The sequence below is a fragment of the Pseudoalteromonas mucoides genome (genome assembly GCF_049257175.1).
GTDB lineage: Bacteria > Pseudomonadota > Gammaproteobacteria > Enterobacterales > Alteromonadaceae > Pseudoalteromonas.
On sequence record NZ_JBMMUC010000018.1, the window covers coordinates 68,878 to 84,557 of the forward strand.

Consider the following 15,680-nt stretch of genomic DNA (forward strand, 5'->3'; position numbering starts at 1 on the left):
ATCTCTCACGGCCGCAGGCTCTTTTAATAATAACTACTGCGGCTTAATCAAATACCCTTAGGGGAGGAGTGCGTTATGCACCAAGTACCATTATTTATCAACGGTGAATTTATTCAATCGACATCAGAGCAACTTATTGATGTTGTTAATCCTGCAAATCAGGAAGTACTAGCCCAAGTACCTTGTACTACAGATGCTGAAATGGATGCTGCCATAGCATCAGCGAGCAAAACATTTAAAACATGGAAAGACGTACCGATCACAGAGCGTGCTCGTATCATGATGAAGTACGCAGCATTGCTTAAAGAGCATCACGATGAGCTTGCAACCATCATTTGCCATGAGCTAGGTAAAACATTTGAAGACGCTAAAGGTGATGTATGGCGTGGTATTGAAGTGGTTGAGCAAGCAGCAAATGCGCCATCTTTAATGATGGGCGAAACCATGGAAAACGTTGCCCGCAAAATTGATACCTATTCTTACATGCAGCCACTAGGTGTGTGTGCGGGTATTACACCATTTAACTTCCCTGCCATGATCCCATTATGGATGTTCCCACTTGCAATCGTGTGCGGTAATACATTTATTTTGAAACCGTCGGAACAAGATCCACTAACACCAATGCGTTTAGCTGAACTCTTTGTTGAAGCGGGTGCACCTAAAGGTGTTTTACAAGTTGTACATGGAACTAAACCTCAGGTCGACCGTTTACTTGAAGATGCCTCTGTACGTGCCATTTCTTTTGTTGGCTCGTGTGGCGTAGGCGAATATATTTATTCAAAGGGCACTGCTAATTTAAAACGTGTTCAAGCGTGTGTAGGTGCAAAAAACCACATGGTTATTATGCCTGATGCAAGTCGCTCACATGTTGTTAATAACCTTGTTGGCGCATCGGTTGGTGCTGCTGGTCAACGCTGTATGGGTATTTCAGTTGCAGTGTTTGTTGGTCAAGCAAAAGACTGGGTTGATGATATTAAAGCGGGTTTTGCTAATGTACGCCCAGGTGTATGGGATGACAAAGATGCAGCATACGGCCCGCAAACATCATCCGCTGCAAAGGCCCGAATTTTATCACTAATTGAAAGTGGTAAAGCACAAGGGGCAACATGCCTGATTGATGGCTCTGATTTCACTGTTGAGGGTTATGAAAAAGGGAACTGGGTTGGGCCTACACTGTTTAGTGATGTTACAACTGATATGGATCTTTATAACGAAGAAATCTTTGGCCCTGTATTGGCTTGTATGTTTGTCGATTCACTTGATGAAGCAATTGAGCTTATCAATAACTCACCATATGGTAATGGCACATCATTGTTTACTTCAAGCGGTGCTGTTGCACGTAAATTCCAACACGAAATTGAAGTGGGTCAAGTTGGTATAAATGTTCCAATTCCTGTTCCGCTACCGTTTTTCTCATTTACCGGTTGGAAAGGCTCATTTTATGGTGATACGCATACCTACGGTAAGCAAGGTATTCGCTTTTACACTGAGACAAAAACTATCACATCACGTTGGTTTGAGGATGATATTGCCTCAGGTCCAAACATGAGTATTAATCTTAAATAACAATAATAAAAAAGAGGGGCACGAAGGTCACTTCACACACACAATGATGCCTTCGTAGCCCTTCACTAATTTTGACAACACACAATTATAAAGAGGTCTCCTATGGACTTTAACCTAACTGAAGATCAACAAGCATTTGCTGATACAGCACGTCAATTTGCACAGTCAGAGCTTGCTCCCTATGCAGCTAAATGGGACCGTGAACATATTTTCCCTAAAGACACAATCAAAGCCGCAGGTGAACTTGGCTTTTGTGGTTTATATACACCCGAGGATGCAGGTGGTTTAGGTTTATCTCGTTTAGATTCAAGTATTATTTTTGAACAACTTGCAATGGGCTGTACAGCCACGACTGCTATGTTAACTATTCATAATATGGCGACATGGATGATAGCCAGCTTTGGTACAGAGCAAACTAAAGAGCAGTATTGCGATCAGCTTGTAATGGGTGAATTACTTGCCTCTTATTGTTTAACGGAGCCAGGTTCGGGTTCAGATGCCGCATCACTTAAAACCAAAGCTGTTCGAGAAGGTGATGACTATATAATCAATGGCTCAAAAATGTTTATCTCAGGTGCAGGTGAAACTGAAGTACTTGTGGTTATGGCTCGTACTGGTGGCGAAGGCGCTGCGGGTATTTCAGCTTTTGTGGTACCTGCTGATGCCAAAGGCGTTGAGTATGGTAAAGCAGAAGAAAAGATGGGCTGGAATGCCCAGCCAACCCGATTAATTAGTTTTGAAGATGTACGTATTCCAGCGCATAACTTACTAGGAGCTGAGGGCGAAGGGTTTAAATTTGCGATGCAAGGCCTTGATGGCGGGCGTATTAATATTGCTACCTGCTCAATTGGTACTGCACAAGCTGCTTTAGAAACGGCGCGTGAATATCTACAAGAACGCGTACAATTTGGTAAACCTCTGGCCGCGTTTCAAGCACTGCAATTCAAAATTGCTGATATGAACACCGAGCTGGTGGCTGCACGACAAATGGTACGTTTAGCCGCGTTTAAACTTGATAGCGGTGACAGTGAAAAAACCACATATTGCGCGATGGCAAAACGATTCGCTACCGACGTAGGTTTTACTGTGTGTAATGAAGCTCTGCAAATACACGGTGGCTATGGCTACATTAAAGAATACCCGTTAGAGCGCCACGTAAGAGATGTCCGCGTACACCAAATTTTAGAAGGCACAAACGAAATCATGCGAGTGATTATTGCTCGTCGAATTTTAGCACAATCAGCAGCTGATATTTTATAAGGAGCACGTCATGTCAAACCCAAGTATTGATTTAACCATTGAAGGTCATGTAGCGATTCTGACGATGTCAAACCCGCCAGCAAATACCTGGACGCAAGATACGCTAACAGCATTAAAAAATACGGTAAACGAACTAAACAACAATAAAAATATCTATTCATTAGTCTTAACTGGTGAAGGCGAGAAGTTCTTTAGTGCGGGTGCTGATTTAAACGTGTTTGCTGATGGTGATAAGGGCGTTGCTGCCACTATGTCACAGGTATTTGGTGAAGCATTTGAAGCATTAACGGCTTTTAGAGGTGTCTCTATTGCGGCAATTAATGGTTATGCTATGGGTGGTGGATTAGAAGTGGCCCTTGCCTGTGATATACGTATTGCAGAAGAGCATGCTCAAATGGCATTACCTGAAGCAAAAGTAGGACTGTTGCCATGTGCCGGTGGTACTCAAAATCTGGCATGGCTGGTGGGTGAAGGTTGGGCAAAGCGCATGATCTTATGCGGCGAACGTTTAAAAGCCGATAAAGCGCTGCAAATTGGGCTCGTAGAAGAAGTTGTTCCAAAAGGTGAAGGTTTTGCCGCTGCTTTAAAACTTGCAAATCAAGTGGCCGATCAAAGCCCTGTTGCAGTTACAGCCTGTAAATCACTTATCCAAAAAGGCCGTACACAACCAATGGCACATGCATTGCCCCTTGAGCGTGAACTTTTTGTTGGCTTATTTGATTCTGAAGATCAACGTGAAGGTGTTAATGCCTTTTTAGAAAAACGCAAAGCAAATTGGGTAAACGGCTAATGGTTGAATTAACACTCCTTAATAGCCAAGAAGAAGCTGTGGTATTTGAAACCGCAGCAACTGCCAATGGTGCTTTGATTGGTTTGGCTACGCTCAATGCACCAAAGTCATTAAACGCACTTAATTTTGACATGATCAAATTGCTAGAGCCGCAGCTAAAAGCGTGGGCAGATGATGCAAATATCGCCATGGTTATTTTAAAAGGTGCTGGTGAAAAAGCATTTTGTGCAGGTGGCGACGTCGTTAGTTTACATACAGCGATGAAAACGGGTGAACCTGCTAACCATATCGAAGACTTTTTTACCCAAGAATATCGTTTAGATCACTTAATTCACTGTTATGAAAAACCATTTCTAGTGTGGGGTAACGCAATTGTGATGGGCGGCGGCTTAGGGTTAATGGCCGGTGCCAGCCACCGTGTTGTTACTGAAACATCGCGAATAGCCATGCCTGAACTCACGATTGGCTTATACCCGGATGTAGGTGGCAGCTATTTTTTACATAAAATGCCCGATCAGGTCGGCTTATTCTTAGGTCTGACAGCGGCATCTATTAATTGTGATGATGCCATGTTTGTCTCTTTAGCTGATCATTTTGTTAAAGCAGAAAAATATGACAGCTTGATTGAGCAACTCGTAAATATTAAATGGGGTAAAACAGCGTCTTTAAATCATGAAAAACTAACGGCATTACTTACTGAACTAGATAACCACTCTGGTCGCATGCCAAAAGGTAATGTAAAAGCTAATTTAGCAACCATTCAAAAGCTAGGTGAATTTAATAGCTTGCAGGATAAAGTCGCTTATATTTTAAACTTAGATACTGATGATAAATGGTTATTGCGCGCGCAAAAATCATTAAAGCATGGCTGCCCACTAAGTTGTGCTTTGGTAGAGCGCCAACTTGCAACTTCTAAAGGAAAAAGTTTGGGGCAATGCTTCCAAATGGAGTTAGGCATGTCTGTACGCTGTGGCGAAGTGGGTGAATTTCAAGAAGGTGTACGTGCCTTATTGATTGACAAAGACGGTGCGCCTAATTGGCAGTTTAAATCAATCGGTGAATTACCCGAACAGCTAATTGAAAGCTTTTTTACTTCCCGCTGGACTGCTGACTCGCATCCATTAACACACCTTACAAAAGGATAATGTTATGTCTCTTTCTATTGGATTTATAGGTTTAGGAAATATGGGCGGCCCAATGGCTGCAAACTTGGTTAAAGCAGGGCATAAGGTAAATGTTTTTGATTTAAACCAATCGGTCGTAAATCAACTCGTTGATCAAGGCGCTACAGGAGCAACCGACGCCAAGCAATGTGCAACAAACGTAGATGTATTGATCAGCATGTTACCGGCTAGCAAGCACGTTAAGTCATTGTACTTGGGTGAGTCAGGGCTTATCAATATATTAGCTAAATCTACACTGGTTATTGATTGTTCAACAATTGATGCAGCCTCTGCGCGTGAGGTGGGGGCTGAACTGGCAGAGCAAGGTATCGCGTTTGTTGATGCGCCTGTATCTGGCGGGGTTGCAGGGGCAACAGCTGGCACATTAACTTTTATTGTTGGTGGCGCACAAACAGATTTTGCCAAAGCGCAACCTGTACTTGCTGATATGGGTAAAAACATATTTCATGCTGGTGATATTGGTGCTGGTCAAGTAGCAAAAATTTGTAACAACATGCTGTTGAGTATTTTAATGGCAGGAACCAGCGAAGCAATTCAAATGGGGATTAATAACGGGCTAGATGCAAAAGTATTGAGCGATATTATGACCGCAAGCTCGGGGCGAAACTGGACACTCGAATTATATAACCCATGCCCAGGTGTTATGGATACTGCCCCAGCGAGTAATGATTATAAGCCAGGCTTTATGGTTGACTTGATGGCAAAAGATTTAGGGCTTGCGATGGAAGCCGCGCAGCATAGTAACTCTTCAACCCCTATGGGTTCGATGGCGAAAAATCTTTATACCATGCTACAGCACCAAGGTGCGGGCAGTGATGATTTTAGCGCCATTTTTAAATTATTTTCGAAGGAGTAACAGGTGGAAATTAAAAATAATACAGTCGTTATCACCGGCGGTGCGCAAGGCTTAGGTTTTGCTATGGCGCATAAGCTTGCACAACTTGGTGCTAATATCGCATTAGTTGATATGCAACAAGAACTATTAGATGCTGCGGTTAAAGAGTTAGCCAATTATGGTGTTACAGTAAAAGGCTATGTTGCTAACGTGACGGACGAACAGGCAGTTGAGAGCACTTTTGATACTATTAATAGTGACTTCGGTCATATTGGTATTTTGATAAACAATGCCGGCATTCTACGTGACGGCATGTTTATCAAAGCCAAAGAAGGCAAAGTGGTTGCTAAAATGGCACTAGAGCAGTTTAAATCAGTGATTGATGTTAACTTAACGGGTGTATTTTTAGCCGGTCGTGAAGCTGCATCGCATATGATTGAATCGGGTAAAGGTGGCGTGATCATTAATATGTCAAGTGTTGCTCGTGCAGGTAATATTGGCCAAACTAACTATGCCGCATCAAAAGCGGGTGTTGTTGCTATGACTACAGGTTGGGCTAAAGAGCTAGGGCGCTTTGGTATTCGTGTTGGCGCCATTGCCCCAGGTGTTATTCGCACCAACATGACAGACGCAATGAAACCTGAAGCTAAGCAACGTATGCTTGCGGTTACCCCAGTCGGGCGCTTCGGTGAAGCCGATGAAATTGCGCATACTGCACAGTATATTATCGAAAACAACTTCTTCACAGGTCGTGTGGTAGAAATAGACGGCGGCATTCGTCTGTAACTTTTAGGTATTGTTTAGTTAAATAACAAAAAACACCAACACTGTTTTTATATACAGTGTTGGTGTTTTGCCTTTAACAAAACTATTTTATTTCCTATATAAACATGTTAAAAATAATGTGTGAGATTTGCTATTAGTTGATATTAAAGGAAATAAGATGACAACAAATGAAAATGTAGAAGTGTCAGTAAACAAAGGGATGTTATTCAAGTTTAACTTCAATAATAAACTCATCACTTATGACTGCTCACCTGTATCGGGCAAAGAAGTTGTAATGATTGATGGGGAGGTTGTCAGTGAATCAAAAAACTATAAAATGTCAACGAGCCATGAGTTTGTACTTGATGGCCAAGCCGCAAAAATAAACTTAAGCCTCAAAGGGTTCACAAAGAACGTAACAGTATGTGAGTTTTTTGTTGCGGGTGAACTGATAAATGCGTACCAACTTACCTATGGCACCAAAGGCAATATACCGTTAATGGCAAAATTTATTACGCTTACAGTTGCAGCAATGGTAGGTTGGTTTTATGCTGCACAAGTTATTGATACGTGGTTAGCAATTGCTATAGTCTTAATACCCAGTGTAGCGATTATGTTTAAATTTGAACAACCCAATTGGACATGTGAAGATTTACTAAAGAGTGAATGATTGTCACATTAACGTATAATTTAGTTTTAAAGAATGATCAAACGGTTGGCGTATGTTGCCAGCCGTTTTTTATTTACCCTCAGTGAGAATGTAGTGAAAGCCAAAGAGATCCGCAATTTTTACATCAACGAAGAGCAGTCAGTTTATTTGCTTTCGCATCACGATGCTAAAAAGCACCGCCAGTGGCTTAATATCTGTATAAAAAAACTAACGAATTTGGGTTACTCCGACGTTGAAATGATTGGTTCAGGTGCATTTGGTTTTGTATTTGCAGGGCTTGATGAACATAACCAACCTTGGGTGTTTAAGTTTTCGCGGATCACTTTAGCACAAAGCGTACGAGACAGATTAGAAGATGAAGCTTATATGCTGTCTCAAGTTAATAATCCTTTAGTGCCGAAATTTTATGGCTTTGAGCGAATAAAAAAGCAGGGCATTTTAATGATGGCCCGTGCTCTAGGTGAAGATTTAGAAAAAGTTTCACTCAAAAAAGGGCGCTTTAGTGCAGCAGCAATCACAGATCTTGCGCTTAAATTACGTAACGTATTAATTGACTTACGTAATCATAAAAACGGTATCAGCCCACAACCGATAGTGCATGGCGATATTAAACCATCAAACTTGGTCTGGAATGAAGCTACACAAGGGCTATCTTTAGTTGACTGGGGAAGCTCGGTATATGCTCAAATAGACAGCCATGGAGACCCTGTTACCAGCAATTTTATGGATTTAATGTCAGGTGATTTGAGCAGCACTAATGCGCGAATGGGGGATGTATATTTTATTGGTGATGAGCAAATGTCTGGCGCAAAATCATCCCCGCGTTTTGATGAACAAGGTGTAGCCTCTACACTTTATGCACTTGCCTCAGCACAGTCTTGTCGCTTTGGTGCACAAGTTATTCCGGCCAGTTCGCTTGGGCTACCTATGGAATTGGCAAAAGTAATTGATGGCATGTTATCTAAGGAAAAACACATAAGAGATGGTGCAGGGGATTATTTTATGCGAAATATGCCTACCATGGCAAAAGCTTACTTGCCTCAGCTAAATATCCATAAAAATATAAAAGCGCATATTCCCTTTTGGTTTGGTACAGATACTGAGTTACCAGACACCGTTGTATACAGTTCCCGCAAACAGTTTTTACGCCAGGCTGATCATAAGCAGCAACTGCTTGATGTAAACGATGCACAACTTGATCGTTATTATAAAGAGTTTTTATTTGATACTGGCGATACAGAAAAAGCCTTCTTAGCTTCAATAAGCCGCTTAGCTAAATACCCGGTCGTTGGCGGATTAAGCTTTCATTGGAAAGAAGAGTCATTGTATGTAGAGTCGTCTTTAATTATGCATGATGAAAGTTTGGCTGATGCATTTACTCAAGCCGTAAATAATACAGTGATGTTGGCACAAGGTATTAATCAAAAAGGGTTGTTCAAATGCTGCTTATTTGATGCGCGTAAAACCATTCAATTAGAACGAGATGGCACAGGAGCCTTTAAATTTGATCAGCTTCCTGAACTTGATTATGAAGTGATGAATTTAAAAAGCAGCGATATTACCCGGCCTCACTCATACTTTGAGGATGGTAAAGACCCTGATGAGCAACTACAACTTCCTAAAAAAGTGATTAAGTGTGTGTTTGAGCTTAATCAAATTCATCATACTGGATGTATTATTTTTGAAGCACTACCCGATAGAATGAAAATTCACCATTACTATCGTTTGTTAGATGCTGCAAAAGAAACCGAATTTAAACGCCTACTTGATAAATTGATGCAATATGCAGTGAGTATTACAGATGTCGGTGTAGCTGGGTTTATGAAACTGCCTTATAAAAATACCCGAGAATTTTCACTTTGTGAAAAACAAGCCGATTTTTTCTACCCTAAAGATCCCAAACGTTTTGAGACTTAAGGCCAGATACGAATAAATACCCTAGGATTTAACAAATGGCAAAAATTAAACCACTAATATCAATGCAAAGCTATGGTATTTATACTCACTGGGACTCATCGTCAAAAGAATTACCACAAATACAATCGTTCACGACTAAAGTTCCTGCAAAACTTGATATTGAATTTGGTTTTATCATTAATATCAAAAAAGCGAAGGGTGAAAAAATTCATTTTTGTATCTACCATCCTGATATCCCGGATGATGATGGTATCGCCATGGCTCCATTTGAAGGTACTGAGTACATAAAAAATAATGATTGGTACTTTTACTTAGGCGACACGTTATGGCAGCCAATAAGTAACAAGCTTGGGGGGTGGCGTATGACCATTGAGCTCAACTCAAAAATTATTGCTGATAAAACCTTTTCGGTATGTGAAGACGAGGCGATGTCTGAAATTGAGTTTTGGAAAAAGCGAGGTTATTAGTTTTTACGCTAGTATAATTAAAGCGTTTTATTTATAAATAAACTGCTCTCGCGATACACCCTAAATTATGGTTATAATATAGCATTACTAAAAAGACTAAAAGTATCACGATTATGAATCAAACAAATGAAAGTGTATCAGACACAGACTTGATGGCTGAAGAGTCAAGCTGTACAAATACAAGCTGTTGTCCTCCACCTCAGACTCCACAAGTACGAACGGCCCCAAAAGTTGGCCGTAACGATCCATGTGTTTGCGGTAATGGACGCAAATATAAAAAATGCTGTGGTAAAAACGCATAGAATAAGTTTTATTAAGTAACTAGTTAGCTAAATGGTCAATTAGTTACTTATTGCAATTCTAACTATACAAAATACTGGTAAAGAACACATCATACTTAATTTTCTTTAGTTAAATAAAGTAATCACTTCACAGAGTGCATTAAAAGTGTTAACCAAAGTAGGGGATTTACTCACAATAGCGCTAATTTGTTGGTCAACATTCTTAACATCGTTTCGGGTTTAGGTTGTGTGTCATTTAAACCACTAAGCAGAGTCATAAAATAACAGTCCATCATTACTGAAGCTTTTACTTCATCATAATGAGGTTGTTCACTAAATAGCATTTTTTTAAACTCATTGAGCTGAAAATTAAAGAAATCGGCTTGCCAAATTATATCGCTGATTAATACTTTACTAAATTCTTTATTTTCACAATAAAAGGTAAATAAGGGCAGTGCATAATGGCGTAACTTCAAACGAGGAGAGTGTTGTTCATCATTTAAAGCCGCAGTAGTAATGATATTATCTATTTGTAATAACATACCAGCTTTAAGTAAATCAATTTTGTTTTCGAAATGGCTAAAAACGGTTCCTGCTGCAACACCTGCTGTATTTGCAATTGCTCTTGTTGAAGTTGATTCATAGCCATGCTCGATAAATAGCTCCCAAGCTGCTGCTAAAATCTTATTCCGTGTTATTTCTTTTTTACTCATATTTCAATGCTTTAATTTTTATATTGCCTGAGAAGTCTGAATTACCTTGCTTTATTGAGCGTGCTCAATTAAATTTATGAGCGCGCTCAATTTAAGGAGGTACACAATGAATATCATTAAACGTGTTATAGGGTTCGTTTTATTTATACCTTTTATCTTTTTTTATTCTTACATGCTTGGGCCTATTCTAAAAGCGATATTAGTTCCTGGGGGCATAATATTACTATGGCTTATTTTAGGTCCAAGGGAGGGTTATAAAGCAATAAAAAAAGCGTTTATTGAGAGATAAAGAGAGTGTTGCTCGTTGAACTAAAGTAACGAGCAACATTTCATTTTATAATACGTAGTGGAATCCGATAGCAATACCATCATCTTCTGATAAGCTCATTTGTTCTTCTTGCTGTTTGTCTGCACTTGAGAAGTCACAAAAATCTTTTCTTGCTTCGATATAAACAAGGGTACTGTCATCAAACAAGTAGTGAACACCTAATACGCTAAATTGTCGCTTAAAAGTGTCATTCGGATCAGCATTAAAGTTGGGTTGGATTACATAATCGTCACCCGCATCAAATACGTTGTATGCTAAAAATGTGCGGATGTTGTTGTCGAATCTATACGATACAAGAGATTCGAGTCCTACGGCCTTTTTAATTAATCTGCCTAAGTTGTCTGTATCATGGTTTTTGTTTTTATTTATATTTGCAGCAGCGTAGAATCCTTTTGCATCAAAGTTTCCATAAGTAATACCAGCGCCATAAATTAAGTCGACAGCTGTTTGCACTGTACCATCAGTGCCATAAACGATGTTAAATTCACCGCGGTTAAAACCTGTTGTAAGTGTCAAGTTATCGGTCAAAGTATAGGTAAGTGCTGCACCGTATGTGGAATTAAATTCTACTTTTTGGGCTAAGTTACTCTGATTATTAAACAATACTTCACAAGCAGATTCTGAGATAGCCTCTATATCGCATGTATAAAAGTCGTTATTTTTAAACTGTACTTGGGCTGCAATGCTCAAATCGCCAAAACTATTACGGTATTGCAATAATTTATCACCGCGTCCAGTTCCATTTATTGCCCCGTCATCTTTATTATAGGTATAGACACCTGCAGCATTGCCGTCCCATACAAGGCTGTAGTTAGTACTATATACTACGTCGTACCACGCACCCCATTGTTTGCCTATTGTTAATTGACCATATTGGTCATGGGCAATCCCCACGTAACCTAAACGATTATATAAAAACTCATCTTGTATTGATTCAAAGCGATTATTATAAATAATATCGCTACTACCAACGGGGTTTACTCCCCATTCGAGCATGGCTACAGCTGACCAATGTTCTTTTAACTGCCTTTTAAAATCAAAGTTTATGCGCGAGGCCCCATTTACGATTTCAGTTTGTCCTTGGGTATGGATCACCCTTGCATCAATAAAGCCACCTACGCTCAGTGAATTAGTTGAGTCATTATAAATCTCAAGCGCTTGTGCACTGCAAGAGCTTAAAATCGTAGCTGTTAGAAGTATAGATAGTCCTTTGTTCATTAACTAGGCCTTTATATATTGTGTGTGTTGTTATAATCGCGCAATCCTAACAAAGGTACGCCATGGGTAAAGTGAAAAAATATCATTAAATTAGTATAGAGGAAATTTAAAATGTTAAGACTAAATTAATCCTTATTTTGTTAGGGCTTAAGCTAGGTAATTAGTACTGTATAAGCATTAAATTAGCTACGTAGCTCACCAATATTTCATAGAAAAAACACCTGTTTTGGTTTAAACTCCAGCCAATTAAATTTCTATGATTTCCCCTTGGAGGGTAGCGCTATTATTAGTACAGCTAACATCACCATGCAATTTGGTGCTAAACCATTATTTGAAAACATTTCTGCAAAGTTTGGCGAAGGAAACCGTTATGGTTTAATAGGCGCTAATGGCTGTGGAAAATCTACTTTTATGAAGATTTTAAGCGGTGAGTTAGAGCCTTCATCTGGTAACGTTAGTACTGATCCCAATGAGCGTGTAGCTAAGCTAAACCAAGACCAGTTCGCATACGAAGAATATTCAGTTGTTGATACTGTGATCATGGGCCATAAAGAACTATGGGAAATCAAACAAGAACGTGACCGCATCTATAGCCTTCCTGAAATGAGTGAAGAAGATGGCATGCGTGTTGCTGATCTTGAGACTGAGTTTGCAGAAATGGATGGTTACTCAGCTGAATCTAAAGCCGGTGAATTATTAATGGGCGTGGGTATTGATACTGCTCAGCACTATGGCCCTATGTCAGAAATAGCACCGGGTTTCAAACTGCGTGTTTTGTTAGCCCAGGTACTATTTTCAGACCCAGATATAATGTTGTTGGATGAGCCGACCAATAACTTGGATATTTACACGATAAAATGGCTTGAAGATGTATTGAATCAACGTGATTGCACCATGATCATTATTTCTCATGACCGCCATTTCTTAAACTCTGTGTGTACACACATGGCTGATATAGACTACGGTGAGTTACGCCTTTACCCAGGTAATTATGATGAATATATGTTTGCGGCTGAGCAAGCCCGTGAACGTTTGTTAAGTGAAAATGCGAAGAAGAAAAGCCAAATAGCAGAATTACAGCAATTTGTATCTCGCTTCTCGGCGAACGCATCAAAAGCAAAACAGGCAACATCTCGCGCTAAACAAATTGACAAAATCCAACTTGATGAAGTTAAAGCGTCATCTCGTCAAACGCCATTTATTCGTTTTGAACAAGAAAAACAATTGTTTCGTAATGCACTAGAACTTAATAATCTAGGTCAAGGATTTGAAGAAATGCTTTTCACTGGGCTTGAAGGCTTAGTTGAAGTGGGTGAGAGAATAGCCATTATCGGTGAAAATGGGGTTGGTAAAACAACACTATTAAACACATTAGCAGGTCGCCTTGCACCAAAACAAGGTGAATTTAAGTGGTCTGAAAATGCAAATATTGGCTATTATGCACAAGATCACGCCGATGAATTCGAGCAAGATATGAACTTATTCCAATGGATGGAGCAATGGCAACAAGAGGGCGATGACGAACAGGTCGTTCGCAGCTTTTTAGGTCGTATGTTGTTCTCACAAAATGATATTAAAAAATCAGTCAAAGTTATTTCAGGTGGTGAACAAGGCCGCATGTTATTTGGTAAAATTATGATGCATAAGCCAAATATATTGTTGATGGATGAGCCAACCAACCATATGGATATGGAGTCGATTGAAGCTTTAAACTTAGCCCTTGAAGCCTACGAAGGTACTTTGTTGTTTGTATCACATGATCGCCAGTTTGTATCGTCACTTGCTACTCGTATTTGGGAAGTGAAAGATTCTAAGATTATTGACTTTAGAGGCACATACTCTGAGTATTTAGCCAGCAAAGAAGCATAACGCTGTATTTTGAATAGTTAAAAGCCATGCATGTCATGGCTTTTTTATTGGCTGTTTATCGCGATTTTATATTTAATACGTGTATAATGACCGCCTTAAAATGAGGACATAAGTCCGCTATTAGTTCGAAAATTAGTTTACTGAGGAGTATTTATGACTGTTGGCATTATTATGGGTTCCAAATCAGATTGGCCAACTATGGAACACGCAGCGATTATGCTTGATAAATTTGGCATCGCTTATGAAACAAAAGTTGTTTCTGCACATAGAACTCCTCAATTACTTGCTGATTATGCAAGTTCAGCCGCAGATCGTGGTATTAAAGTTATTATTGCTGGTGCCGGTGGTGCAGCACATTTACCAGGAATGGCCGCTGCGTTTACATCGTTACCTGTATTAGGTGTGCCAGTTAAGTCTAAAACCCTAAACGGTGTTGACTCATTATTATCTATTTGCCAAATGCCTAAAGGCGTTGCTGTTGGCACACTAGCTATTGGTGATGCAGGCGCTGCAAATGCTGGCTTATTAGCAGCGCAAATTTTAGGCTGTCAACAGCCTGAGATCTTCGCAAAAGTTGAAGCGTTCCGCAAAGAACAAACAGAGACTATTTTAGCCAACCCTAATCCTGCAGAGTAATATGAAAATTTTAATTTTAGGTGCCGGTCAGCTTGCTCGAATGATGAGTTTAGCGGGAGCACCATTGAATTTAAATGTTGTTGCTTATGATGTTGGCAGCAAAAAAATTGTTCACCCTTTAACTAATGAAGTTTACAGCACTACCTTAGAGCAAAGCATTGCTGAGGTTGATGCAATTACTGCTGAGTTTGAACACATACCAGATGATGTGCTTACACTGTGTTGTGCCAGTAATAAATTCTATCCGGGTAAAGCGGCCATTAAAACCGGCGGTGATCGTGCAATTGAAAAAGCACTGTTAAGTAAAACTGAAGTCGCTTGTGCACCTTATAAACTCATTACTAAAAAAGCACACCTTGTTGAGGCGGTAACAGCACTTGGTAAACCTCTCGTTATCAAAACTTGCCAAGCAGGCTATGATGGTAAAGGGCAGTGGCGTTTAAAGTCAGATGATCAAATCGACCAAATCTGGTCTGAAATGGCCGACTTTATTGCATCGGGTTCTGAGCAAATGCCACACACAATTATTGCTGAGAAAATGATTCCATTTGACCGTGAAGTGTCAATTATTGGTGCTCGTGATAAGTCAGGAAACACTGTTATTTATCCATTAACAGAAAACCAGCATACCAATGGCGTACTTACACTGTCAGTAGCGGGTAAAGAAAAATCAGCTATTCAGCAACAAGCAGAAGATGCATTTAACAAAATAGCCAATGAGCTTAACTATGTAGGCGTGTTAGCTATTGAGTTTTTTGATGTTGATGGACAATTGTTAGTGAACGAATTAGCACCACGCGTGCATAATTCTGGGCATTGGACACAGCAGGGTGTGCATTGTTCTCAGTTTGAGAATCATATGCGGGCAGTTGCAGGCTTACCACTTGGTAGCACAGAACTTAAACAAGTCAGTGCGATGATCAATGTTCTTGGTCAGTCTGTTATCCCACACGATGTTTTGAAAGTAGACAATGTAACAAGCCATTGGTACGGAAAAACACCAAAGCCTGGGCGCAAAATGGGACATATAAATGTTTCAGCCGCAAGTTTGCACGAACTCGGAGAGCGCTTAGCTGAACTTGCTGAATACCTACCAGAGGAGCAATACCCTGGTGTACTTGCAACCAGTACCTCCCTTATATTGAATTAATAATAAAGCCGAGCATTAAGCTCGGCTTTAT

Annotated in this window: 16 protein-coding genes; 14 read left to right on the forward strand and 2 right to left on the reverse strand. The window is 40.0% G+C overall.

Annotated features, from left to right (window positions below):
• The first annotated feature begins 75 nt into the window (after positions 1-75).
• The 10 genes from AAEU30_RS17930 to AAEU30_RS17975 all read left to right on the forward strand — a co-directional run bounded on the left by AAEU30_RS17930 (position 76) and on the right by AAEU30_RS17975 (position 9,756).
• Positions 76-1,566, forward strand: a complete 1,491-nt coding sequence (locus tag AAEU30_RS17930; protein ID WP_421961705.1) for a CoA-acylating methylmalonate-semialdehyde dehydrogenase — start codon at positions 76-78, stop codon at positions 1,564-1,566.
• 102 nt (positions 1,567-1,668) lie between these two features.
• Positions 1,669-2,826 (forward strand): acyl-CoA dehydrogenase family protein, encoded by a 1,158-nt coding sequence (locus AAEU30_RS17935; protein WP_421961706.1) that lies wholly within the window; start codon positions 1,669-1,671, stop codon positions 2,824-2,826.
• A gap of 10 nt (positions 2,827-2,836) precedes the next feature.
• Positions 2,837-3,616, forward strand: a complete 780-nt coding sequence (locus AAEU30_RS17940) for an enoyl-CoA hydratase (protein WP_421961707.1) — start codon at positions 2,837-2,839, stop codon at positions 3,614-3,616.
• Entirely contained in the window at positions 3,616-4,761 is a 1,146-nt protein-coding gene (locus AAEU30_RS17945) for an enoyl-CoA hydratase/isomerase family protein (RefSeq protein WP_421961708.1), read from the forward strand. Before AAEU30_RS17940 ends, AAEU30_RS17945 begins: the two co-directional genes overlap by 1 nt.
• A 4-nt stretch (positions 4,762-4,765) precedes the next feature.
• Positions 4,766-5,656, forward strand: coding sequence for a 3-hydroxyisobutyrate dehydrogenase (gene mmsB / locus AAEU30_RS17950; protein WP_421961709.1), 891 nt, complete (start codon positions 4,766-4,768; stop codon positions 5,654-5,656).
• 3 nt (positions 5,657-5,659) lie between these two features.
• Complete coding sequence (locus AAEU30_RS17955) at positions 5,660-6,421, forward strand: SDR family oxidoreductase (protein ID WP_421961710.1); 762 nt, start codon at positions 5,660-5,662, stop codon at positions 6,419-6,421.
• 157 nt (positions 6,422-6,578) lie between these two features.
• The gene (locus tag AAEU30_RS17960) at positions 6,579-7,070 is read left to right on the forward strand and encodes a hypothetical protein (RefSeq protein WP_421961711.1); all 492 of its coding nucleotides are present in this window, start codon (positions 6,579-6,581) and stop codon (positions 7,068-7,070) included.
• Between the two features lie 93 nt (positions 7,071-7,163).
• Complete coding sequence (locus AAEU30_RS17965) at positions 7,164-8,987, forward strand: protein kinase domain-containing protein (RefSeq protein WP_421961747.1); 1,824 nt, start codon at positions 7,164-7,166, stop codon at positions 8,985-8,987.
• Positions 8,988-9,022: 35 nt separating this feature from the next.
• Positions 9,023-9,454 carry a DUF3859 domain-containing protein gene (locus AAEU30_RS17970; RefSeq protein WP_421961712.1) on the forward strand — a complete coding sequence of 144 codons (432 nt, stop codon included), beginning with the start codon at positions 9,023-9,025 and terminating at the stop codon, positions 9,452-9,454.
• 113 nt (positions 9,455-9,567) lie between these two features.
• Complete coding sequence (locus tag AAEU30_RS17975; protein ID WP_421961713.1) at positions 9,568-9,756, forward strand: SEC-C metal-binding domain-containing protein; 189 nt, start codon at positions 9,568-9,570, stop codon at positions 9,754-9,756.
• 170 nt (positions 9,757-9,926) lie between these two features.
• Here the strand turns inward: AAEU30_RS17975 and AAEU30_RS17980 are convergent, their stop codons facing one another.
• Positions 9,927-10,448, reverse strand: a complete 522-nt coding sequence (locus tag AAEU30_RS17980; protein ID WP_421961714.1) for a TetR/AcrR family transcriptional regulator — start codon at positions 10,446-10,448, stop codon at positions 9,927-9,929.
• Positions 10,449-10,554: 106 nt separating this feature from the next.
• On the opposite strand from AAEU30_RS17980, the gene AAEU30_RS17985 reads away from it, so the two are divergent.
• Positions 10,555-10,737 (forward strand): hypothetical protein, encoded by a 183-nt coding sequence (locus AAEU30_RS17985; protein ID WP_421961715.1) that lies wholly within the window; start codon positions 10,555-10,557, stop codon positions 10,735-10,737.
• A gap of 45 nt (positions 10,738-10,782) precedes the next feature.
• Here AAEU30_RS17985 and AAEU30_RS17990 read toward each other — a convergent pair whose 3' ends face one another.
• A complete protein-coding gene (locus AAEU30_RS17990) occupies positions 10,783-11,994 on the reverse strand; it encodes a porin (protein WP_421961716.1) in 1,212 nt (403 codons plus the stop codon).
• Between the two features lie 282 nt (positions 11,995-12,276).
• Between AAEU30_RS17990 and AAEU30_RS17995 the strand changes: the two genes are divergently transcribed.
• The 3 genes from AAEU30_RS17995 to AAEU30_RS18005 all read left to right on the forward strand — a co-directional run bounded on the left by AAEU30_RS17995 (position 12,277) and on the right by AAEU30_RS18005 (position 15,649).
• Positions 12,277-13,863 (forward strand): ABC-F family ATPase, encoded by a 1,587-nt coding sequence (locus AAEU30_RS17995; RefSeq protein ID WP_421961748.1) that lies wholly within the window; start codon positions 12,277-12,279, stop codon positions 13,861-13,863.
• Between the two features lie 153 nt (positions 13,864-14,016).
• Positions 14,017-14,499: a 5-(carboxyamino)imidazole ribonucleotide mutase gene (gene purE, locus AAEU30_RS18000; protein ID WP_087534035.1), complete on the forward strand. Its 483-nt coding sequence runs from the start codon at positions 14,017-14,019 to the stop codon at positions 14,497-14,499.
• Position 14,500: 1 nt separating this feature from the next.
• Positions 14,501-15,649, forward strand: a complete 1,149-nt coding sequence (locus AAEU30_RS18005) for a 5-(carboxyamino)imidazole ribonucleotide synthase (RefSeq protein WP_421961717.1) — start codon at positions 14,501-14,503, stop codon at positions 15,647-15,649.
• Positions 15,650-15,680 lie beyond the last annotated feature (31 nt).